The 19,700-nt window shown below is 66.3% G+C and carries 21 protein-coding genes, 1 tRNA gene and 1 pseudogene; 12 read left to right on the forward strand and 11 right to left on the reverse strand.

The window, feature by feature from the left end; genetic code table 11:
* Window positions 1-32: 32 nt before the first annotated feature.
* Entirely contained in the window at window positions 33-479 is a 447-nt protein-coding gene (gene lpqS / locus AWC08_RS10880) for a putative copper homeostasis (lipo)protein LpqS (protein ID WP_142283512.1), read from the reverse strand.
* Window positions 480-647: 168 nt separating this feature from the next.
* On the opposite strand from lpqS, the gene AWC08_RS10885 reads away from it, so the two are divergent.
* From AWC08_RS10885 to AWC08_RS39600, 4 genes are all read left to right on the forward strand, one after another.
* Window positions 648-968, forward strand: coding sequence for a hypothetical protein (locus AWC08_RS10885; protein ID WP_069433920.1), 321 nt, complete (start codon window positions 648-650; stop codon window positions 966-968).
* Window positions 968-3,523, forward strand: coding sequence for a heavy metal translocating P-type ATPase (locus AWC08_RS10890; protein ID WP_069433919.1), 2,556 nt, complete (start codon window positions 968-970; stop codon window positions 3,521-3,523). Before AWC08_RS10885 ends, AWC08_RS10890 begins: the two co-directional genes overlap by 1 nt.
* A gap of 118 nt (window positions 3,524-3,641) precedes the next feature.
* Window positions 3,642-3,932, forward strand: coding sequence for a copper-sensing transcriptional repressor RicR (gene ricR, locus AWC08_RS10895; protein ID WP_065136401.1), 291 nt, complete (start codon window positions 3,642-3,644; stop codon window positions 3,930-3,932).
* Window positions 3,933-4,125: 193 nt separating this feature from the next.
* The gene (locus AWC08_RS39600; RefSeq protein WP_083271179.1) at window positions 4,126-4,710 is read left to right on the forward strand and encodes a pyridoxamine 5'-phosphate oxidase family protein; all 585 of its coding nucleotides are present in this window, start codon (window positions 4,126-4,128) and stop codon (window positions 4,708-4,710) included.
* Here the strand turns inward: AWC08_RS39600 and AWC08_RS10905 are convergent.
* From AWC08_RS10905 to AWC08_RS10935, 7 genes are all read right to left on the reverse strand, one after another.
* Window positions 4,631-5,365 carry a hypothetical protein gene (locus AWC08_RS10905; RefSeq protein WP_069433918.1) on the reverse strand — a complete coding sequence of 245 codons (735 nt, stop codon included), beginning with the start codon at window positions 5,363-5,365 and terminating at the stop codon, window positions 4,631-4,633. The two genes, AWC08_RS39600 and AWC08_RS10905, sit on opposite strands and share 80 nt — an antisense overlap.
* Window positions 5,362-6,270 (reverse strand): vWA domain-containing protein, encoded by a 909-nt coding sequence (locus AWC08_RS10910; RefSeq protein ID WP_069433917.1) that lies wholly within the window; start codon window positions 6,268-6,270, stop codon window positions 5,362-5,364. The genes AWC08_RS10905 and AWC08_RS10910 overlap by 4 nt, the downstream gene beginning before the upstream one ends.
* Window positions 6,267-7,226, reverse strand: coding sequence for a hypothetical protein (locus tag AWC08_RS10915; RefSeq protein ID WP_232007902.1), 960 nt, complete (start codon window positions 7,224-7,226; stop codon window positions 6,267-6,269). Before AWC08_RS10915 ends, AWC08_RS10910 begins: the two co-directional genes overlap by 4 nt.
* Window positions 7,223-7,696: a hypothetical protein gene (locus AWC08_RS10920; RefSeq protein WP_069433915.1), complete on the reverse strand. Its 474-nt coding sequence runs from the start codon at window positions 7,694-7,696 to the stop codon at window positions 7,223-7,225. The genes AWC08_RS10915 and AWC08_RS10920 overlap by 4 nt, the downstream gene beginning before the upstream one ends.
* The gene (locus tag AWC08_RS10925) at window positions 7,686-8,552 is read right to left on the reverse strand and encodes a DUF58 domain-containing protein (protein ID WP_069433914.1); all 867 of its coding nucleotides are present in this window, start codon (window positions 8,550-8,552) and stop codon (window positions 7,686-7,688) included. Before AWC08_RS10925 ends, AWC08_RS10920 begins: the two co-directional genes overlap by 11 nt.
* A gap of 7 nt (window positions 8,553-8,559) precedes the next feature.
* Complete coding sequence (locus AWC08_RS10930) at window positions 8,560-9,561, reverse strand: AAA family ATPase (RefSeq protein WP_065136363.1); 1,002 nt, start codon at window positions 9,559-9,561, stop codon at window positions 8,560-8,562.
* A gap of 91 nt (window positions 9,562-9,652) precedes the next feature.
* Entirely contained in the window at window positions 9,653-10,012 is a 360-nt protein-coding gene (locus AWC08_RS10935) for a hypothetical protein (protein ID WP_069433913.1), read from the reverse strand.
* A gap of 53 nt (window positions 10,013-10,065) precedes the next feature.
* Here AWC08_RS10935 and AWC08_RS10940 point away from each other — a divergent pair, with 53 nt between their 5' ends.
* A complete protein-coding gene (locus tag AWC08_RS10940; protein WP_083271178.1) occupies window positions 10,066-11,343 on the forward strand; it encodes a PQQ-dependent sugar dehydrogenase in 1,278 nt (425 codons plus the stop codon).
* Window positions 11,344-11,355: 12 nt separating this feature from the next.
* Here the strand turns inward: AWC08_RS10940 and AWC08_RS10945 are convergent, their stop codons facing one another.
* Entirely contained in the window at window positions 11,356-12,219 is an 864-nt protein-coding gene (locus AWC08_RS10945) for a lysophospholipid acyltransferase family protein (RefSeq protein WP_065136361.1), read from the reverse strand.
* Between the two features lie 22 nt (window positions 12,220-12,241).
* Between AWC08_RS10945 and AWC08_RS10950 the strand changes: the two genes are divergently transcribed.
* The 4 genes and pseudogenes from AWC08_RS10950 to AWC08_RS38115 form a co-directional block, all read left to right on the forward strand.
* Window positions 12,242-13,057 (forward strand): TetR/AcrR family transcriptional regulator, encoded by an 816-nt coding sequence (locus AWC08_RS10950; RefSeq protein ID WP_232007900.1) that lies wholly within the window; start codon window positions 12,242-12,244, stop codon window positions 13,055-13,057.
* Between the two features lie 910 nt (window positions 13,058-13,967).
* The gene (locus AWC08_RS10955) at window positions 13,968-14,858 is read left to right on the forward strand and encodes a DUF6941 family protein (RefSeq protein ID WP_142283513.1); all 891 of its coding nucleotides are present in this window, start codon (window positions 13,968-13,970) and stop codon (window positions 14,856-14,858) included.
* Window positions 14,859-15,117: 259 nt separating this feature from the next.
* Window positions 15,118-15,438, forward strand: a complete 321-nt coding sequence (locus AWC08_RS10965; RefSeq protein ID WP_065136359.1) for a DUF2283 domain-containing protein — start codon at window positions 15,118-15,120, stop codon at window positions 15,436-15,438.
* Window positions 15,439-15,551: 113 nt separating this feature from the next.
* Window positions 15,552-15,719, forward strand: a pseudogene (locus AWC08_RS38115) (tyrosine-type recombinase/integrase); the annotation flags it as partial.
* Here AWC08_RS38115 and AWC08_RS10970 read toward each other — a convergent pair.
* Together AWC08_RS10970 and AWC08_RS10975 are read right to left on the reverse strand one after the other, a co-directional pair.
* Window positions 15,716-16,756 (reverse strand): hypothetical protein, encoded by a 1,041-nt coding sequence (locus tag AWC08_RS10970; protein ID WP_142283514.1) that lies wholly within the window; start codon window positions 16,754-16,756, stop codon window positions 15,716-15,718. The pseudogene AWC08_RS38115 and the gene AWC08_RS10970 sit on opposite strands and share 4 nt — an antisense overlap.
* 156 nt (window positions 16,757-16,912) lie before the next feature.
* A tRNA-Leu gene (locus tag AWC08_RS10975) sits at window positions 16,913-16,986 on the reverse strand.
* 349 nt (window positions 16,987-17,335) lie between these two features.
* Between AWC08_RS10975 and AWC08_RS10980 the strand changes: the two genes are divergently transcribed.
* The 3 genes from AWC08_RS10980 to AWC08_RS10990 form a co-directional block, all read left to right on the forward strand.
* Complete coding sequence (locus tag AWC08_RS10980) at window positions 17,336-18,211, forward strand: PPE family protein, SVP subgroup (protein ID WP_069435638.1); 876 nt, start codon at window positions 17,336-17,338, stop codon at window positions 18,209-18,211.
* A 52-nt stretch (window positions 18,212-18,263) separates the two neighbouring features.
* A complete protein-coding gene (locus AWC08_RS10985) occupies window positions 18,264-19,448 on the forward strand; it encodes a PPE family protein (RefSeq protein WP_069435637.1) in 1,185 nt (394 codons plus the stop codon).
* 121 nt (window positions 19,449-19,569) lie between these two features.
* On the forward strand, window positions 19,570-19,700 hold a 131-nt coding region (locus tag AWC08_RS10990), incomplete at its 3' end, for a WXG100 family type VII secretion target (protein ID WP_463842729.1).

The following is a 19,700-nucleotide window of genomic DNA, read 5'->3' on the forward strand; positions in this document are numbered from 1 at the left end:
GCGGCATCCCACCACGGCCGGAAAACGGCCGATCAGCGTCGAGCGAGACAGAACAGGGTCAGGAGGTCTCGACCGGATCCGACAGCAGCAGGCGCACCCGGCGGCCCGCGTCCGGCCGGTCCCACCAGCTTCGCCAGCCGACCCGTGACGAATAGCCCCAACAGAGCGACGCCGAGCAGTATCAGGGAGGTAACGGGCCACTTGGGAAGCGCGGCGGTCGCCAAGAGCTTGGACGACTTGCATATCGACTTGCCGTCGATCAGCAGCGGCTGATGTGCGGTGCCCGCGGTCTGCACGCTCACCGACGACAGCAGTGGCACCGCGGAATGGGACGGCTGAGATGCGGAGCGCAACGGAACGCAGTGGCCGATCACCGCCAGCAGCGCCGCGGCGGCCGCCATCACGGCGAAGAACAGCAACCGGGCAGGCTGATAGGCCCCGAGATGTCGGACATCCGACCACGTTCGGATAGGACCCATACCCCCAGAGGGTACAGCAAGCCGCAGCCTTTCTTAACGGTTAGGCGGCATCGGCCTTCGGCGACATTTGTTGACGTGCAGGTGACCTTGGCCCCTACCCCTCGGGGGTATAAAGGCGGGATGGTGTTAGCGCGTCGGTCGATCGGCCGGGGAATCAGGGCGAGCGAGGTGAGCACCGTGACTTCCGGATATGGGCAGGTGGCCAGTGGCCACTGGGTCGCGGTCGCGATCGGCGCCGCGGAACTGTTGATCCTTGTTGTGATTGCCGCTACCGATGTGCGGCGTGAGCTGCGGCGGCGTCACACGGTCGGCACGCTGATCGCCGCCGTTCCGCAATCCGGTGACTCGCCGGGTGGGGCCGCGGGTCCGCCCCGCCGGTGTTGGGCGTTGATCGCCGAGGCGGTGATCGCTCACGAACGGATGTCCGGACACATCGATGCCGCCACCTATCAGGCTCGGATGAGCGCCCTAGTGACGAGGAGTTCCTGATGTCGAACATCGACGTTGCCGTACTGGCCGGTGCGGCGCTGGCGATCGTGGTGCTGGCGTGGTACTTCTTCGCACCGCGCCGCGCGCACGCCAGCGCGGTCAGTGACGGGCTGCAGCGGGTGCGGATCAGCGTCCGCGGCGGTTACAGTCCGAGCATTGTCCAAGTGCGACAAGGCATTCCGGTGGAGATGTCATTCGACCGTCAGGAAACCGGGGATTGCAGCTCGGTGGTGGTGTTTCCGGACCTTCACCTGTCGGCCGCATTGCCTGCGCATCAGATGACCACCGTCACCTTTACCCCGCAAGACGCGGGATCGTTCGGATTCTCCTGCAGCATGAACATGATTCACGGCACGCTGGTGGTGACCCCCGGCGAGCCGGGTATGGCTTCCCCGGAGCCCGACGATCGCGGGGCGGCAACGGCTCACGCGAGTCCCGGCGGCCTCACCGAGACCGCGGCCGCCGACACCGAAGCCGCCCAGTCGCGGGAGCGCCGGGCCGAGATCGCCGACCTGACGCGGCGCGTCGCTATCGGCGCGGTGCTCACCGCACCCGTGCTGTACGCGGTGATGGCCCATCCGCTGGGTGCCCGCTGGGTGCCGATGGTATTGCTCAACCACTGGCTGCAGTTGGCGTTGATCACCCCGGTGATGTTCTACGTCGGCTGGCCGATCCACCGGACCGGCTGGCTGGCGCTGGCCCACCGCAGCGCCGACATGAACAGCCTGATCACGCTGGGTACGGGCGCGGCGTATGGCTACAGCCTGCTCGTCACCGTCGCCTCGACGGCCTTGCCACCCGAGGTTCGCGACGTGTATTACGAAGCCGTCGGGGTGATCCTCACCCTCATCATGCTGGGCCGGCTGCTGGAAGCCCGCGCGAAAGCCGGTACGGGCGAAGCGATTCGGGCCCTGCTCGGCCTACAGGCGCGCACTGCGCGCGTCGTGCGCGACGGAGCTGAGATCGAGATCCCGCTCGAACAGGTCGTGGTCGGCGACGAGATCCTCATCCGCCCGGGTGAGAAGATCCCGGTCGACGCCACCGTGACGTCGGGGCAGTCGGCCGTCGACGAATCCATGGTGACCGGTGAGTCGATGCCGGTCACCAAACACGCCGGCGACACTGTGATCGGCGCGACCGTCAACACCACCGGCTCGTTGCGGGCGCGCGCCGCAAAGGTGGGCGCTGACACCATGCTTGCCCAGATCATCCGCATGGTGCAGCAGGCGCAGGCGTCCCGGGCTCCGATCCAGCGGCTGGCCGACGCGATCTCGGCCTACTTCGTGCCCGTCGTGATGGCAATAGCCATAGGCACTTTCGCGGTCTGGTTCGTCGCCGGCCCGCCGCCGGCATTGACGCAGGCGCTGGTCGCGTCGGTGGCAGTGCTGATCATCGCCTGCCCGTGCGCCCTGGGCCTGGCGACCCCGCTGTCGATCATGGTCGGCACCGGCAAAGGCGCCCGCGCCGGCATCCTGATCCGGTCGGCGCAGGCGCTCGAGACCGCGCACAAGCTCGACACCGTCGTCTTGGATAAGACCGGAACTATCACCGCGGGCAAGCCGGCGCTCACCGACGTCGAGGCGCTGGGGATACTGGGAGAGAACGAACTGCTCGCGCTGGTCGCGGCCGCCGAAGCTGACAGCGAACACCCGATCGCCGGTGCGGTCATCGCGGGGGCCCGAGATCGCGGCCTGGCGAACCCTAGGCCAACAGAGTTCATCTCGATCACCGGCAAGGGCGTCCGGGCGACCATCGACAACCACGTCGTTCTGGTCGGAACCCCGACGTTGCTCGCCGAAAACGAGATAGCGACAACCGAACTCGAGCAGATCAGTGCAAGCCTCGCAGCGGCCGGCAAGACTCCGATACTGGCCGCGGTCGACGGCCAGCCGGCCGGCGTGATCGCCGTCGCCGATGTCGTCAAGGACGATTCGGCCGCGGCCATCACCGCCTTGCGCAAGCTCGGCCTGCAGGTGGTGATGATCACCGGCGACAACGCCCGGACCGCGGGCGCCATCGCACGACAGGTGGGAGTTGAGCGGGTACTGGCCGAAGTGTTGCCCGAACACAAGGCCGACGAGATCCGCCGCCTGCAGTCCGAGGGTCGCAGGGTAGGCATGGTAGGCGACGGCATCAACGATGCGCCGGCCCTGGCCCAGGCTGACGTCGGCCTGGCGATCGGAACCGGCACCGACGTTGCCATCGAAGCCGCGGACATCACCTTGATCTCCGGTTCCCTGGCCGGAGTTGTCGCCGCAATCCGGCTGTCCCGCACCACCATGCACAACATCCGGCAGAACTTGTTCTTCGCCCTCATCTACAACGCCATCGGCATACCCCTGGCGGCGGGCCTGTTGTACCCCCTGCTGGGGATGCGGCTGTCGCCGATGATCGCCGCCGCCGCCATGGCGCTGTCATCGCTGTCTGTTGTCGGCAATGCCAACCGACTGCGGGGCTATCGGAACGAGCCGCTGCCTCCGGCGGAACCGTCGACGATCGATCCGCAGGTGGAAACCCATGCCGCTCAACAGCAGTTGAGCGCTCACCACTGCTGACGGGCAACGCCCAAAGCGGATCGGGTACCCGGGCGGGGTAGTTAGAATGGTCGGATCCGGCATCGGAGCCGCGTGTCATGCAACGCGGCCAACCGGCCCGACGAACCTTGGAGACTACATGGCAAACACGCACGGGTACGCAGCGCACAAAGACAGCCACGCCAAGCGTTTGCGCCGTATCGAGGGCCAGGTCCGCGGCATCGCCAAGATGATCGACGACGACAAGTACTGCATCGACATCCTCACCCAGATCAGCGCCGTGAGCAGCGCCCTACGGGCCGTGGCGCTGAATCTGCTCGACGAGCACCTCGACCATTGTGTGAGCAGCGCCATCGCACAGGGCGGTGAGGAGGCGGACGCGAAGCTCGCCGAAGCCTCCGCCGCCATCGCGCGACTCGTTCGGTCCTGACCGTGTTGCCGCATATACCCTACGGGGGTATTCTCGAGGTATGACCAATACCCAATCATGCCAATGTAAGTCCACCGGCTGCGCGTGCGGCTCTTCCGCTTGTGTTCACGCGGCAGGGTGCCAGTGCGGCCACCGCGATTGCACCTGCAACGACTGACCGATGTGAGCCGCAGCCGGGGAAAGTTTCGACGCCTTGGCGCGGGCGTTAGCCCGCCGTAAGTATGCGACTCTGGCGACATTGGGCGAAGATGGCCGCCCGCATGCGACAGAGGTGGTCTACGCCATGTCGAAACCCGGCGATCCCGTTTGCTTTTACGTCACCACCCGAACCACCACGCGCAAAGTGAGCGACATTCGGGCGCGTGCGACTGTGGCCTTCGTCGTTCCACTCGCCCGCGTCTGGGCCCCTTGTTCCCGCCCCGGGCCGCGCAGTCAAGGCACGGCGGAGGTGGTGGACGGTGCGGACGAAGACGCGCTCCGGGCCTTCGGTTCTTCGTGGTTCGGGCGCCGAGTCCTGTCGACCGAGCGACGCATCGTCTCGCACGGCGGCGACCTGTGCTTCATCCGGATCCGGCCCGATCCTGTCATCTTCACCTACGGGGTGCCTTCGTCATCGGGACTGCGCTGGTGGCGGCAAGCACTCGCACAACATCGCCCTCAGCGCAGATCGAAAAGCCGCCAGCGCAGGCTCGACGCGGCTAGCCCGGCGGCGCTGCGCCCGCTGCGTCCTGCAGCACCTGCTGCAACTTGTCCAGTGGATCGCCCTCGGTCGGGTTGAGCCGGCGCGGCGGGATTTCCCGCCCGTCGGGTGATACGGCGACCGGCAACGGGAGCGCTACCGGTGGCGGCGGAGGCGGGGGTGGCGCGGCCGGAGGGGCCGCCGGCGGACCCGCGTTCAATGCATTCCGCTTGTCGGTCAATCGGTTCGCGGCGTCGCGGCGGATCCGCTGCCGCTGGGTGTCCGGATCGTGGTTGTCGGCGAAGCAGGCCCGCGGCGCGTCACCGATGACCGTCAGGGCACTGGCATAACGTTCGTCCGCCCGAGACCGGTCGCCGGCCGCCGCGGCGCGGTCGCCCTGGGTTTCGCGGACCAACTCGAGGTTGACCCGCACCGGGCACGAGTCTGCGTCGCCGGTGCGGGCCAGCGCGGCGGCGAAATCCGCGTCCGCCTCCTCGAGCCGGCCGTCGAGCACGGCGGCGGCGCCCGCGGCAAACGGCGCCTTCGCCGGCTCGATCACGTTCGCCACGCCAAGCACCGCCGCATCCTCGCGCACAGTGTTCCCGTCGCCGTGCGCGAAGGCGGATGACGCCGAATTTCCGGCCACGACAACGGATATCAGCTTGACCGCCGCCAGCAGCAGGACCAGGCTCAGCGGAGCCGAGTAGATCAGCAGCCGCCGTCGCAGCCGCAGCCGTGCCGGTCGCCGCGTCACGCCAGGTCCCGCCGGCTGAGACGGCCGCGGCGGAATTCGCGGACCGAGAGATAGATCTCGGCGATCAGCAGCCCCGCCGCAAGCAGCGCAGGCAGCCAGTACAGCTCGCGCAGATCAGCGGCCTCCGCGCGGGTACCGGCATTACTCGGCCGGTCCGGCAGATCCGGTTGCCAGGGCTGACCGGGTTCTCGGTGCTGGTACGGCACGACGAGCTGTCCTGCCACCTTCCGCAATTGAGCTTCGTCGATCGAGTCGGCGCCGCCGTAGCCCAGCACCGCCCCGCCGTCAACCGACCCGCTGTTGAAGTCGCCCTGCGGCGCCCGCGATCCGGGGGCGCCGGAACCGAAGTACAGCACGGCGTTTCGGGTACCGGGGTACTGTTGGGCGGCCTGCATGAGCTGGTATCGCAGGACGTTGCTCGCGGCGGCGACGTCGACGTCGAGTCCCCCGTTCGGACCGCGGCGGTAGGTATCCAGCGCGGCGATGGTGGGTCGCAGGCTCCAAACATCTTCGGACAAGGGCCAATCCAGGGTGGCCCGGGAGGCGAAGTCGATCAACGCGTACCGCGCCGCCGGGTATTGCTTGATCACCGCCGCGATATCGTCGCGCATCCCGGGCATCACACCGGAGTCCACCGAGCGGTCCACGACCAGAAAGACGTTCAGATTCGCACCCGCAGCCGCCGTCGTTCCCCCGCGGGTCTTGACGTCGCTCAGTGCGGGCCGGGTCGAGGCTGCGGTCACCAGCAGCACCGCAACGGTCACGCCGGCCCAGCGCAGCACCGAGCGGGCCCGCCGACGGCCTGCCGACAGGAGGACCTGGCGCAGCGCGACCAGGCGCGCAAGGACCAGCGCGCCGGCGACGACGGCGAGTATCGGCCAGGGCAGTACCGGTTGGAATGTCATCGGCGCAGTCCCATCAGCGCCACCGAAAGCACCGTCGCCGAGAACAATGCAATCGCCAGGGGCACCACCGGCGCATCCGCGGCGTCCGCTTTCGCCATCGGACCGTTGCGCGTCGCCCGGTTGTGCGCCCGGATGTCATCGAGGGCGCCCGTGACGGATTCCGGCACCAGATACCGGCCGCCGGTCTGCTCGGTGAGGGCGAGCAAGGAACCGCTCTTCGGTGACGTCGCCGTGTCGATCACATTGAGTTGGGCCCCGGCGCGCTCGGCCAAGTCCCGCACCGCGCTGCCGGTGAACAGAGCGGCACGCTGCTCCCCGGGCACGCGAAGATCCGACGGCCCCAGGTAGATCACCGAGCGGCGGTGCGTGCCGCGCTCCTCGAAGTGAGGGAACCCTGAAATACACAGAGCGAGAACATCTTCCACGCTGGTTGCGTAGTCCGTGTACGGCACCGCCGGTGCGAACGACGCCGATTGCAACCTGGGCGCACCGGCGTACTCGCCGAATCGGGACACGGCGTACTGGTGGTCGCGCGTCAGCGGCACCAGCCGGCGGTTGACCGACGTCAGGCCGATGCGTTGGGTCTGTGGCGACGAGCCGGCCTGTTGCGCAAAGTAGTCGAGCAGTTCGACGGTCGCACGGTCCGGCAATGGCTGCCCGACGCAGAGCATGATGTCCTCGGGGGGTGTTGCATCGAATTCTTCGTAGGCCGCGGTCGGCCGCGCGGCCGTCCAGCTGGCGGCGCCGAACATGATCGTCAGCACCACCAGGGTCACGATCGTCGAGAGTGTGCGCAGCCGAGCCACTTTGGCGTATTCGGGCAACCGGGTCAGGCGTGCGATGTTGGCCAGCGGACGCAGCCGCCGGCGGGCGGCGGTCATGGGCAGCACCGCGGCCAGTAACACGGCAACGACGAAGCAGCCCGATCCGACGGCCGCTACGGGCCACCACCTCACGTCCACGAGCGGATCAATTCCTGCGCCATGGGACTGACGTCGCCGACCTCAACGCGCGTCTCGGCGTTGAACTGACCGTCGTCGAGCAGGGTCAGCAACGGCGCGGCCGGGGCCAGTTGCGCGTCACCCAGAGCGCCGACATGCAGGTACTGCGCCTTCGTACCGGTCGCTTGGTCCAGGAAGCTGCGCACCGTCCGGCTGATCGCCGCACAGGCCTGCGGCGTCGACAACTGCCCGGCGCGGTGTCGTCCTTCGAGGCGCTGCACGCGCCGGGTGAAGCGGTCGCGGATCACCCGGGCATGCACCCGCCGCACTACGGGGATGCGGCGCAGCCTGTACGACGGCAGCGTCCACACGAAAACGCCCGCGTACCAACCAATGACGGCCAGCAGCAAGACCACGGCCCACACCAGCCACGCCGGCGAGTAGGGCTGCGGACCGAACACGTGGTGCAGCAGGTCATCCGGCACGGCCGGCCGCCTCGGTCAGGCCGACGAGTTCGCGGCGGATGTCGTCACTGCCGGCGATGATCGCATGCGGGATCGCCCGACGGGTCAGGAATTTGGCGAGCCGGTCGCGGCGGGCCTGCTCGGCGCGGCGATAGGCGGTGACGACCCGCGGACCGAGGTCGGCCCCGTTCAGGACGAAGCGGCCGGTGGCGACGTCGTATCCGTCGGTGTTGTCTGGCCCTACCGCGGGCATGTCGGAAACCATCGCCCACAGCAGGTCGTGGCGCCCGGCCAGCCGGGCAAGTACTCCGTGAAGTTCTTCGCTGACCTCGGGTTCGTCGGAGACCACGACGATCAGCATGGTGTGGCGGTAATGCGTTGCGACGTAATCGAGTTGGGCGGCGATGTCGCTGGCCCCGGGGGCGGTCATGGTGTGCTGGTACCAGCGGTGCAGCAGTCCCTCGACGTGCGTTTCGCCGCGCCGCTGGGGGACGTTCACGCAGCCGCGGCTGTCGCCGAAGACCATGCCGATCTGGTCGGAGCGCCGCAGGCCGATCAACCCGACCGCGCCCATGACGTGTGCGGCGACGTCGCGCTTGTACTCCCCGCTGGGCGCCAGTGCGGACATGTTGCGGCCGGCGTCTGCGACGAGCAAGATCTTGTGGTGCTTCTCCGAGACGAACCGTTTGATGAGCACGCTGCCGGATCGGGCGGAGGCCTTCCAGTCGATGTCGCGGACGTCGTCTCCGGGAACATACGGGCGCAGGTCATCGAATTCCATGCTGCGCGTGTGCGAAAGCGCGTAGCGGCCGCCTTCGAGCAGCCCGCGGGTGTCGGTGCCGAAGTGGGCTTTGGCCCGGTTGAGGTGCTTGCCCAAGGCGAACTCAGGGCACCCGGACGGCGCGCAGCGCGGCGTCGATCACGGTCTCGGCAGTGACGTTGGCGCTGGCCGCCTCGAAGCCGAGGATGAGCCGGTGCCGCAGCACCCGGTGCGCGAGCTTTGCGATGTCCTCCGGCAGCACGTGCGCCCGCCCGGACAACACCGCCTGGGCGCGCGCCGCCTTGCAGAACGCGATCGTGGCGCGCGGGCTGGCGCCGTACTCCACCAGCCGCGCGACCTGTTTAGGGAGCGTGCCGCCGGGGTGGCGCGTCACGTCGACCAGTTGGCTCGCATAGAGCATCAGCGCCCGATCCATGTAGACATGGCGCACCACTTCCTGCAGACGCAGCACGTCGTCGAGGCTGACGACGGGCGCGGTGGGCTGCCGGGTGTCGTAGACCCCGGCGTCGATCCGCGCCATCACCTCGACCTCTTCCTCCGGGGAGGGGTATCGCACGATTTCCTTCAGCAGGAACCGGTCGGTCTGCGCCTCCGACAGCGGATAGGTGCCTTCCTGATCGACAGGATTCTGGGTGGCGATAACCAGGAACGGATCGGCGAGGGTGTGCACGTGCCCGGCGATCGTGGTCTGGCGTTCCTCCATGGCCTCCAACATCGCGCTTTGCGTCTTGGCGCTGGACCGGTTGATCTCGTCGAGCAGCACGATGTTGGCGTGCACGGGACCGAGTTGGGTGACGAACGAGTTGGTCGCCGAGTCGAAGATCTGAGTGCCGATGATGTCGCTGGGCAGCAGGTCAGGCGTGCACTGGATGCGCTGGAAGCGGCCGTGGATCGACTCGGCGAGCACCTTGGCGGCGGTGGTCTTGGCCAGGCCAGGCACGCTTTCCAGCAGGACATGGCCGCCGGCGAGCAGCCCGATCAGCAGCGATTCCCGCAGTTCCCGCTGCCCGACGATCTTGGCGGCGAACGCCTTGGAGATGGCGTCGACGATCCGCCGGATTTCGTCAAGCTCGCGCTGGTCCGGTTGTGTTCGTGCGGTAGTCATATGGCCGCTGGGTTACCCGGGCATTGAGTTTCCACACGTCGTCCCTGCTGGCTGTGCATGTTCCGGAGCGTATCTCGGGCGCCTTCGCGCGCTACTCCTCGGCGTCGGCGTCGGCGTCATCCTGCAGCGCCGCCCGCCGGTCAGCGTCAGCGGCCGCACGGTGGCGAGCGGCCGCACGGGCATGCTCCTCGACGTCGCCGATTCCTTCTGCGGCCACCCGCTCGTGAACCGAGGCAGCTTCCTCGTGCACCGAAGCTGCTTGCAGGTGCCGCCGCGCGGCCGCACGATGAGCGTCCACCGAACGTTGCAGCGATTCCTTTGCATGCGCGCGAGCCGCCTCGACGGACTCCGCGGACGAGTGTCCCCCACTCGTCAGGTCACGCAGTTGCGCCGCCAACTCCTGGATTCGTCGTTCGGCGATGCGGCCGCGCTCCGCAGCACTGTCGGCCATTAGATGAGTGTCTCACCGTGCACAAGGTCGCGTTGACCGCTGTTGGGCCGGGTATGCGTCATGGCGTGCGAATCCTCCCTCCGCGTGACATAGTGGCCGCCGCACTGGTCGGCATCCTGCTGCTGGCGGGTTGCTCGGCCGAATCACCGCGGGGGTCGGCTCCAGAGGCAGCGGCGCCAGGCAGGCTGGTGCCCGCCGCCGTCCGCGTCCCCGCCGACCTGGCGGCGGCACCGTTCGACCGACCGCGTCAGGCGCTGATCCCCGCGGGCTGGACGATGTCGGTGTGGGCGCGAATCCCGAAGGCGCGCTTGGCGATATGGACCCCCGATGACGCGCTTCTGGTCTCCGTCCCGGCCGGCGGGCAGATCGTCAAGGTGACACCAGTCGGCCAGTCGACGCTGGTTGAAGGGCTCGACCAACCGCACGGTATGGCCTTTGCGGGATCGAAGCTGTACGTCGCCGAGAGCGACCAGATCGACGAGTACGACTACGTCGAGGGACGGGCGGTCAACCGCCGGACCATCGCGGCCGGCCTTCCCGACGCGCGCAGCCCCGATCTGCACGGCGCCTACGCGCATGCACTGAAGAGCGTGGCCGTCGGGCCCGACGGTGCGGTCTACTTCTCAATCGGTTCGACGGCCAATATCTCGCCGCAGGACCGCACGGCGACACCGCCCAGGGCCACGATTATGAGGATTCCGCCCGGCGGCGGTCCGGCAGCGCCGTACACGACGGGCGTGCGCAACGGAACCGGCCTGGCCGTCGCGCCGGACGGGTCGGTGTGGACCGCGGTCAACAACCGCGACAACACACCCGATCCCGGGGGCGAGGTCGACGTCGACTACGTCAACGACCATCCGCCCGAGGCGCTGGCCCGTCTCACGCCCGGACGCGACTTGGGATGGCCCTTCTGCAATCCCGACGGAGGTCCCGCCGATATGCCGTTCATTCGGGACATGACGACCAACAAGGACGGATCTGCGTTGGACTGCGCGGCGCTGCCGCGCGTCGAGCAGAGCATGGGCGCCCACTCGGCACCCCTGGGACTGTCGTTCACGACCGGCGCGCTGCCCCAGCCCTACGCCGATGGTGCCCTGGTCGGCATCCACGGTTCGTGGAACCGGAAGCCGCCGCGCGCACCCGAGGTGTCGTTCTTCGCGTGGCGGGGCGGCGCGCTCGGCGATCAGCAGACTCTTGTCGGCGGCTTCCAGGCCGATGACGGCTCCCGGTGGGGCCGTCCGGTCGCCGCGGTGGTCGGGCCGGATGGCGCGGTGTACATCACCGACGACGAGGCGGGTGCGGTCTACCGAGTGGCGCCGCCGGGGCGGTAGCCGCTCGTGATCTCAGCTGACTGCTCTCGTCCAGCGAAGAGGGTTCAGGTGCCGGAACGGGTCACCAGCCCTCAGGGATTGCAAGTCGGCGAGCGCGGTTTCGAGCGCGGTTTGCGCGCGTTGCTTCACATCGGTTTCCCATTCGCCGGGATGCACGCCCTGAGGCCGGTGGGTGTCTATCGGCTGTCCAAAGCGCAGGTACATCCGCTGGGGTCGGGGAATTATGGTGGGACCCAGTCCGCGCGCCAGCGGTATGCCCACTCCGGTGACGCCGTGTATCCGTTCGCCGATGGTCCGGGTCATCCGCTCCCAACCGCTGCCGCGTTGAACAAGGCTGAGATACACGTCGTCACCGCCGACCAGTGCGACCGGAACGATCCGATAATCGTGAGCGATGGCAAGGCGCGCGAATCCGCTGCGACCTTCCCAGCGCAACTGGTACTCCTCGCCCTTGAACTTCAGCATGTCCCGGCCACCACCCGGGAAGACGAGCAGCGTCGCGTCTTGGCGCATCAGTTCGGCAGCGGTGTCCTGATCACCGACAACGGCCCCGGCCGCCTGCAGCACATCTCGGGCCAGACCTCCCACGTCGCCCAGTGATCGGGTGGCGAGACCTCGCACCCGCACTCCGAGCCGGCGGTGCACGAAGTAGGGGATCAAGACGATTTCGGGCAATCCGGATGACGTGTGATTGCCGACGAGGAGGAATCGTCCGTCGGCGGGTAGGTTGTCCAGTCCGTCGACGTGGATACGACACAGATCCACCACCGGGTTGAGTCCGTCGGCGATGGCGAAGATCGCCTTTCGCAGGGCTTGTACCCGGCGCGACTCGTTGCTGTGAGGCGCGAAATCGGCAGTGGCGGTGAACTTTTGCATCCCAAGCTCTTTCGTTTCACAGGTGGACACCGGCACCGCAACTCTACCCGACAAACTGACCAAATTGGTCGTTTGGTCAGTCAGCCTGGTGCGCGACGCTATAGTCACCCTGGTGAGCACATCCCTGGACGGCCTGCCCGAGCAGCACTCGGCGAAGGCGGCCAGGCTGCTCGCGGCGGCCGGCGAACTGCTGATCGGCCGCGGCGCCAGGGGCTTCTCGGTCGCCGATGTCGCCGAGCGTGCCCATGTCGGGAAGGGAACCGTCTACCTGTACTGGCCGACGAAGGAAGACCTGCTCATAGGACTGATCGGCCGAGGTTTCCTGGGTCTGTTGAACGACTTGATTCACCAACTCGAAGCGGATCCGGACCTGGCCCGTCCATCCCGTTTCTGCCCGACGATGCTGCAGATTGCGACCAGTCAGCCCCTGCTGGCCGCGCTGCAGCGCCACGACCAACAGCTCCTCGGAATCCTGACCGACCACCCCCGCACGGTGGCCCTGCATGACGCGCTCGGGCCGAGCTCTGTGGTTAACGCCGTGCTCCCCATCTGGCGCCGCAACCGGTTGGCACGCGACGACTGGGAAACGTCGAACCAGGCCTTTGCCCTGCACGCCCTGATCACCGGTATCGCGTTTTCGATGATCGGTCCCGCTGTGGCGCCCGCGCCGCCTGACGATCCGATGGGCGTGCTGAGCGCGGCGGTCACGGCCCTTCTTGGACCGGAACGGGCCAATCAGAAGGAGATCCGCGCTAGCGCGACCGACATCATCGGCTTTCTTCGTGACGGCCAGGCCGCCGCGCTCGAGCTGATGGACCCGCCGAAGGCGCGGGACTGAGTCGATTCACGGCGCCCGTTACCAACGATGGGGCCTGCGTTCAGTCTGAGTAGCGGATTTCAGTGTTCTGACCCGCCCGGATGCGAACGCCATCGGCAGAACGCACGACCACGAGTGTGAAGACTCTCCGACGGCCGGGAACGGATTCACCGGTCACGCCCGAGTGAGCGGGAATCGCCCAAATCGTATGACACAGTGCGATTCCCTTCCCGACGTCGCTGTGCTTGACCGCGGTGAAAGATAAGGCGCCGGACGCCAGCAAGCCGGCGAAATCGCCTCATGCCCCGCCTGGACTAAAGACCGTCCTTGCTCCCAATGGCCGAGGAAGTCGACAAAGTCTGCATCTTCGGTGACAAGGACGCAAGGGCGGCGGCGGCGCGGTGGTTGAGCGCAGCGGCGAGTGCATCGAGCAGGGCTTGCACCTTTGAATCCAACCGTATCGTCTGACGATCGCCAGAACCACCAGCTAGATCTGACCACCCAAGGCGCGAGAGTCCTGCGCGGCGCTACGTCACTCGCCATGCAACTCGGCAAGGCTTCTCGAAGCGCCCGCGCGCGGGCGACCGAGATTGACCGACTGCTGCCGGCTGTTCCAGGCTGGGCCCGCGGATCTGATCGCGGGCTGGGCTCGAGCGGCTTTCACCTGCCCCAGTCGGACTCGAACCGACACTTGGCGGATTTTAGTCCCACAACCGCAGTCCATACGAGTACTAGCGACCAAGGTGCTTCTAGCTGTTAATACAGTCCACCCGTGTCCATTGGAGTCCATCCCCGATTGCGCTGAGTTGTGACATCGTCGTGACACCGACAGCTCGATGTCGGGTTGGCGTCGTAGCATTCGCCCCATGAACACCGAAGGCGGCGACGCGCGATGACTCAGGATCTAACGCCAGCCGACCACGCCCGGGCCTTGAACCTCATCGGTGACCCGGCAAGCGCGCCAGGTGTAATTAACGAAGCCGCCGCCACCGGACGCGTCAAGGAACTTATCTACGCGACCATCGACGGGTTCCGAAGCATCTACGACCAACTCCACACACGCCACCTAGACGGTGAGACGGTGTTCGTCAGAGGCGAATGGGGTGCCGCCGTCAGCGCAATCGTCGGCGAGAGAACTTTCACGTCAGCGGAAGAAATGCAGCGATACGCAGAAAGCGACGAAGCGAAAGATAACGATGTCCGATTAGTCGGGATCGTAGCTCTGAACCGAGGACTGCAAGATGACCTAGTTGACGACACAGTCTCGTACGTGATCGAGCGAGGCCGCCTTGAGAGCTTCATCGCCACACTAAGTGATGTAGGGCGCCGGCTCATCCCCGAGTTAAACACACAGGAAATGCCTCGACTGCTAGCAGCTTTGGCCGCACGAACACGCTCCGACGAAAAGGCTGTTCCCGGACAAGCGAGGGCCGAACTGGACTACGCATTCGTCGCCGAATACGCGAAGGTAGAAGCATCCGGGACGTTGACCGCGATCGGAGCGAGTTACCTCGAGGTCCGGCCACCCGGACTACCCGCTCAGCATTCGTTGGCGATTGCCGGCAGAGTACGAGCACCCGAAGATACCCAATCGATCGAATTGCTGATCCGGATCAATCCGCCCGGCCCCATGAACATCGAGATCAACGGGACACTCACTCCCGGTCCCGAACCCGTCAGATACGACGGGAAGGTCGCTGTGCTGTTCACTGCCATGTCTGTAATCCCTCTGGTCGCGCCTGGACTCTGCGAGATCTTCATCGACATTGACGGACGGGAACAACGCAGGCTCGCCTTCAACATCGTTGCGCCACCGCAGTGACAGCACCAACAGACGAGTTCGAGCTGATCATCCCGCCCGGTGAGCATGCCGAGCGGCAAATGAGACTTCGCCGCATTACCCGCGCAGACGTCGAATCCGCCATACGGACGTGCTTTGAAGACCAGCCCGGAGACGGGGATAACGGAGACCGCCACGAGGGCTACGCCGCCAACGGAATCCACGTCCTCAGGGTCTGGATCTTGCCAGGTCAGATACCATCGTTTATGCATACCGGCGACCTCACAGTGAAGACCGTGGCATGGAGGGGCAGGCGATGGTGACTCTACGGGTCGACTCGAATGTCAGGGCCGCATATATCCAATTCACGGATGCACCGATCGTTGAAACAATTGAATTGACCCCGCACGTCCTAGTCGATATCGACGAGACGGACACCGTTGTTGGTGTCGAGCTGCTGAGCCTAAACGCTGCGATTCCCGTGGACGCGATCGAGCATGCATATCACTTCGCGGCACCTGAGCATCGTCAGATCCTCATGCAATTCCGGCTCTCAACCCGCGCTCCGCTGTCCTACACCGGGTCGGGCCAAAGCCACATACCTGAACTTCAGTCGGCCTAGCCAAGGGGGTCTTGGGAAGGGCCGAGAACCCCTAACGAAACGTCGCAACGTATCACCCCACTGTGGGCCTAATTTGATGCTGTGAAGAAGAAGCCATCGGGCACTGATATCGCTACATGCAGGTGTCCAAGTGGCTCGGCCACTCCACGTTCGTGCTGACACTAACCACCTACGCTGACTACATCAATGAGGACGAACAGGCAGCGCCGAAGGTCGGGCGTGGCGTAGCACAGGCACCAAACGTTGTGAACCTGCAGACGCGTAAGGCTAGTAGCGCCTAAGTCCATGGACTTGAGCCGAGAATCCACTTCACCTGTTTCTCGCCCTGATCGTGCAGCGCTACGCGTTCGATGTGTGCTGGTGTCCAGCCCTCTAGTGGCTGTTCATCCTCGAACAGCATTTTGGCGATTAGGCCGCTAGACGGGAACGTTAGGCCGGACCTCACCGGCGCATTGAGGGTCACGACCAGTGTTTCAGTCTCTTGGCCGTCATGGTCGTCGATAAGTCTGAACAATTCGTCTCGCAGATCGCTGCGTGTAACGGTTGCGTGGTAGCCCAGCGCCAGCTCAAAGCCCATCCGGTTATAGAAGGGACTTTGGTACCAGGGCGGCAATTGGGTCCAGGTGAAAAAGATCGATCTGTCGGAAGACCACTGTCTAACCTCAGAATCTTCGAGGTGCGGTGGTGGATTAGCCGCGTGCATGCCGTCTCGTACGACTGGTGTAGCGGTCAGCAGCGCTGCTATCGCGCTCCCGACGTTGGCGCGCTTAGGCGGCAGGCGCTTAGCTGCCGCAGGCTCGTGTCCACCAAAATGCATCACTGTGAGCAGACCGCGGTGTTGCGTCAGGCTGCGCGGATCTCGCTCCAATACCTTGTCTCTGAACTGCTCGAATGACTTCCATCGTCCGATGATCCAATTTGCCTTATCAAGCTCTGGCTCTGGCGGAAGCAACTGCGTTGCCTCAATGCCAAAGGGGGCCCCGTCGACGAATGCGAGCACGTCGGGTGGATCGTTTGGGTTCACGATGCAAGCAGAGGTGATTCGGCTGGGCGGCAACGCGTCACGTAGGAAGGCATCGACGTCCCGGACTTCCTGAGCCGGTTTATCTACTTCGGCGGCGGTTTGCTCTGGCAAGTCGAACGACGTGACCAACACGGGTTCAGCGGGCCTGTCGTCCCCGTTCGTCACTCCAGACGCCGCCATACAGCGTGGAATGCCGGTTCCCGGGAACAGCGAGAAGACGATGCCTTGGATCGTCATGCCGACCGACGGCGACGTGTAGATCGTGAACGATGATCCCTGCGGCGGTGCCCACACACGGCAACGGTACGACGCAGCACCGACAGGCTAGACCAGTGTGTTCTTGCCGCGTCGCTGCCTCCGTGCTGTCACGCCGCTGTCACGGTGGTCCAAAAGGGGACGAGACGACAGGGCCGAAACTAGACGAAAGCTGCTCTGACCTGCTGTTTCTCGTGCCCCCAGTCGGACTCGAACCGACACTTGGCGGATTTTAAGTCCGCTGCCTCTGCCAATTGGGCTATGGGGGCCCGCCGCGAATCTAGCGTGCGCAGACTCCATCAGGGACGTTGCGTACCCCCGAAACGCTAACGTGCGCCAGAACCGATCTCTATGTAGGATCGCGCGCCGCGCGCCCAAAGAGGTCGCCGCCCCCCGGATCTCAGATGACGCGGCCGTATCGCCCGCCAAGAGCTTGTTAAAACTGCGAGCGCCTTCGTTAAGAAGCCGTAAACGTCCGTCACCCTGCGCTTTTCGACCATAACTGTGGAGCTCGGGCTAGTTAGCGTTACGCCAACGCACAGGGGCCGGTACGCAAACACACAGGGTCGACCCGGGGAGTCAAGGGGCGGCTCGTTTTTCACACCTAAGGAGCAATAGATGTCATTCCTGACAGCAGTGCCCGCAGAATTGGCCGCCGCGGCGGCGCAGCTGGGAGCGATCAGCAGTGCCCTCGCGGCGCAGAACGCAGGTGCCGCAGCCCCGACCACTGCGATCGCTCCCGCGGCCGCCGACCAGGTCTCGATCATGCAATCAGGCATCTTCACCGCGTACGGCGCCCTGTACCAGCAGATCGCCGCCGAAGCCCAGGCCATCCAGGAGCAGTTCGTGCAGACCCTGGGGCTGAGCAGCGGCACCTACGAGTCTTCCGAGGCGGCGAACGCGGCCGCGGCCACGCTGGCTGACGGCGCGTCCGCCGCGGCGGCCGCACCGGCAGCCTCTTCCCCGGTCGACGACTTCATTACCCAGGTCGCCACGCTGCTGGGTGGTCCGGTTACCAGCTTCGGCGGTCAGCCGCTGAACCCGTCGAGCAACATGGCCAACATCGCGAGCTACGAAATCGGCAACTTCGCCTCGGCCTCGTCGAACATGTTGGGTCTGACCAGCGGTGGCCTGTTCCCGGAGGGCTTCGGTGTCCCCGAGGAGATCGCCGCCGACGCGGCGATCGAGGGAGCGGCGATCGAGGGCGGCCTGACTGGTGGTGCCATGGGTCCCGTGGCTGCCAGCGTCGGCTCGTCCACGCTGGTCGGCGCAATGTCGACCCCGCCGAGCTGGGCTGCCGGGACCACCCTGGTATCCAGCACCGCTCCCAGCGCCCTGTCCGGCACCGGCTTCACGGCTGCCTCGGCGGCCGCACCCGGAGGCATCTACCCGGGCGTTCCCGGCCTGGCGTCGGCCGCCCGCAATAGTGCCGGCTTCGGGGCACCGCGCTATGGCGTGAAGCCCATCGTGATGCCCAAGCTGACCGCCGTCTAAACCAACCCAGCCACCAGCGACCACCAACAAGCCAAGAGAAACGGGATAGCAAATGTCTTACGCAGGTTTCCCCCCTGAGGCGAACTCCGGGCTCATGTACAGCGGCGCGGGCGCCGGACCGCTCATGGCGGCTGCCGCGGCCTACAACAACCTCGCCTCGGAGCTGAGCACCGCGGCGGCCCAGTACGAGTCGATCGTCACGACACTGACCACCGAGCAGTGGACCGGTGCCGGATCGACGTCCGCGGCCGCTGCCGCTCAGCAGAACGTGGCATGGTTGACCTCCACCGCAACGGCCCTCGAACAGGCGGGTATCCAGGCCGCCGCGTCCGCGGCCGCCTACGAGGCGGCGTTCACCGCGACGGTGCCGCCGCCGGTGATCGCGGCCAACCGGGCTCTGCTGGCCGCGCTCGTCGCCACGAACTTCTTGGGTATCAACACGCCCGCGATCATGGCGACCGAGGCGCAATACATGGAGATGTGGGTCCAGGACGTCGTCGCGATGACCACCTACCAGGCCAGCGCAGCGGCAGCAGCGATTCTGGAGCCGGTGCTGCCTGCGACGCAGACGACCAACCCCGGTGGCGCGGCTGCCCAAGCGGCCGCTGTGTCTGCTGCGCAGGCGGTGGGACCCGCCGCTTCGCTGGGCGACATTGTCACTGGCCTGCAGTCCGAGCTCAGCAACCTCGCGCTGGGCACCTCGTCGATCGGGACCGGCTTGTGGAACGCCTTGCCGGTCCCCGTTCAGGAGTTCCTCACTGCGCTGGACGGCTTCCTCGGTACGCCGTTCATCTTCAACGGCATCCAGCAAATCGGTGTTACGGCGTCGTGGTTCATGTTCGCTGCCATCCCGAACGGCATCTTCGCCGCCCACACCATCGACGCCAACATCGCGGCGGCAGCCGCGGAGGCGGCGGCCCCGGTGGCAGCCGCGGCGGAGGGCGCGGCAGCGGCAGGCCTGGCCAGCGAGGTCGGCGCAGCCGCCAGCCTGGGTGAGGCATCGCTCGTCGGCAGCCTGTCGGTGCCGGCCAGCTGGGCCGGCGCTACCCCAGCGGTGGAGGCCGCAGCCGGCACCGCGTTGGCGGGCAGCGGCTGGACCGTCCCCGAAGAAGCCGCAGCTCCGGGAATGATGGCCGGGATGCCCGGCATGGCCGCAGCGGCCAAGGGTGCCGGTGCCTACGCCGGACCGCGCTACGGGTTCAAGCCGATCGTCATGCCCAAGCAGGTCGTTGTCTGACGGCAGGAAAAAAAGGGAGGGGCAAGTTACTGGTTCAGGCCAGCAATCCGCCGCCGGGCCGTAGTCTCTACCGCTGGACGGCTAGCACTCGCACGATCAACTTCGAGATAGGAGACGCAATATGACGACACGTTTCATGACTGACCCGCACGCAATGCGCGACATGGCGGGCCGCTTCGAGACCCACGCACAGACCGTCGAGGACGAGGCCCGCCGCATGTGGGCGTCCTCGCAGAACATCTCCGGCGCCGG

The organism is Mycobacterium gordonae (assembly GCF_002101675.1).
GTDB lineage: Bacteria > Actinomycetota > Actinomycetes > Mycobacteriales > Mycobacteriaceae > Mycobacterium > Mycobacterium gordonae.

Bases quoted from the DNA above. Each gene is read 5' to 3' on its own strand.
- AWC08_RS10985 (WP_069435637.1), top strand. From the start codon at position 18,264: ATGTCTTACGCAGGTTTCCCCCCTGAGGCGAACTCCGGGCTCATGTAC.
- ricR (WP_065136401.1), top strand. From the start codon at position 3,642: ATGGCAAACACGCACGGGTACGCAGCGCACAAAGACAGCCACGCCAAG.
- lpqS (WP_142283512.1), bottom strand. From the start codon at position 479: ATGGGTCCTATCCGAACGTGGTCGGATGTCCGACATCTCGGGGCCTAT.
- AWC08_RS10980 (WP_069435638.1), top strand. From the start codon at position 17,336: ATGTCATTCCTGACAGCAGTGCCCGCAGAATTGGCCGCCGCGGCGGCG.
- AWC08_RS10930 (WP_065136363.1), bottom strand. From the start codon at position 9,561: ATGACTACCGCACGAACACAACCGGACCAGCGCGAGCTTGACGAAATC.
- AWC08_RS10965 (WP_065136359.1), top strand. From the start codon at position 15,118: ATGGAGGGGCAGGCGATGGTGACTCTACGGGTCGACTCGAATGTCAGG.
- AWC08_RS10945 (WP_065136361.1), bottom strand. From the start codon at position 12,219: ATGCAAAAGTTCACCGCCACTGCCGATTTCGCGCCTCACAGCAACGAG.
- AWC08_RS10910 (WP_069433917.1), bottom strand. From the start codon at position 6,270: ATGACATTCCAACCGGTACTGCCCTGGCCGATACTCGCCGTCGTCGCC.
- AWC08_RS10940 (WP_083271178.1), top strand. From the start codon at position 10,066: ATGCGTCATGGCGTGCGAATCCTCCCTCCGCGTGACATAGTGGCCGCC.
- AWC08_RS10935 (WP_069433913.1), bottom strand. From the start codon at position 10,012: ATGGCCGACAGTGCTGCGGAGCGCGGCCGCATCGCCGAACGACGAATC.
- AWC08_RS10890 (WP_069433919.1), top strand. From the start codon at position 968: ATGTCGAACATCGACGTTGCCGTACTGGCCGGTGCGGCGCTGGCGATC.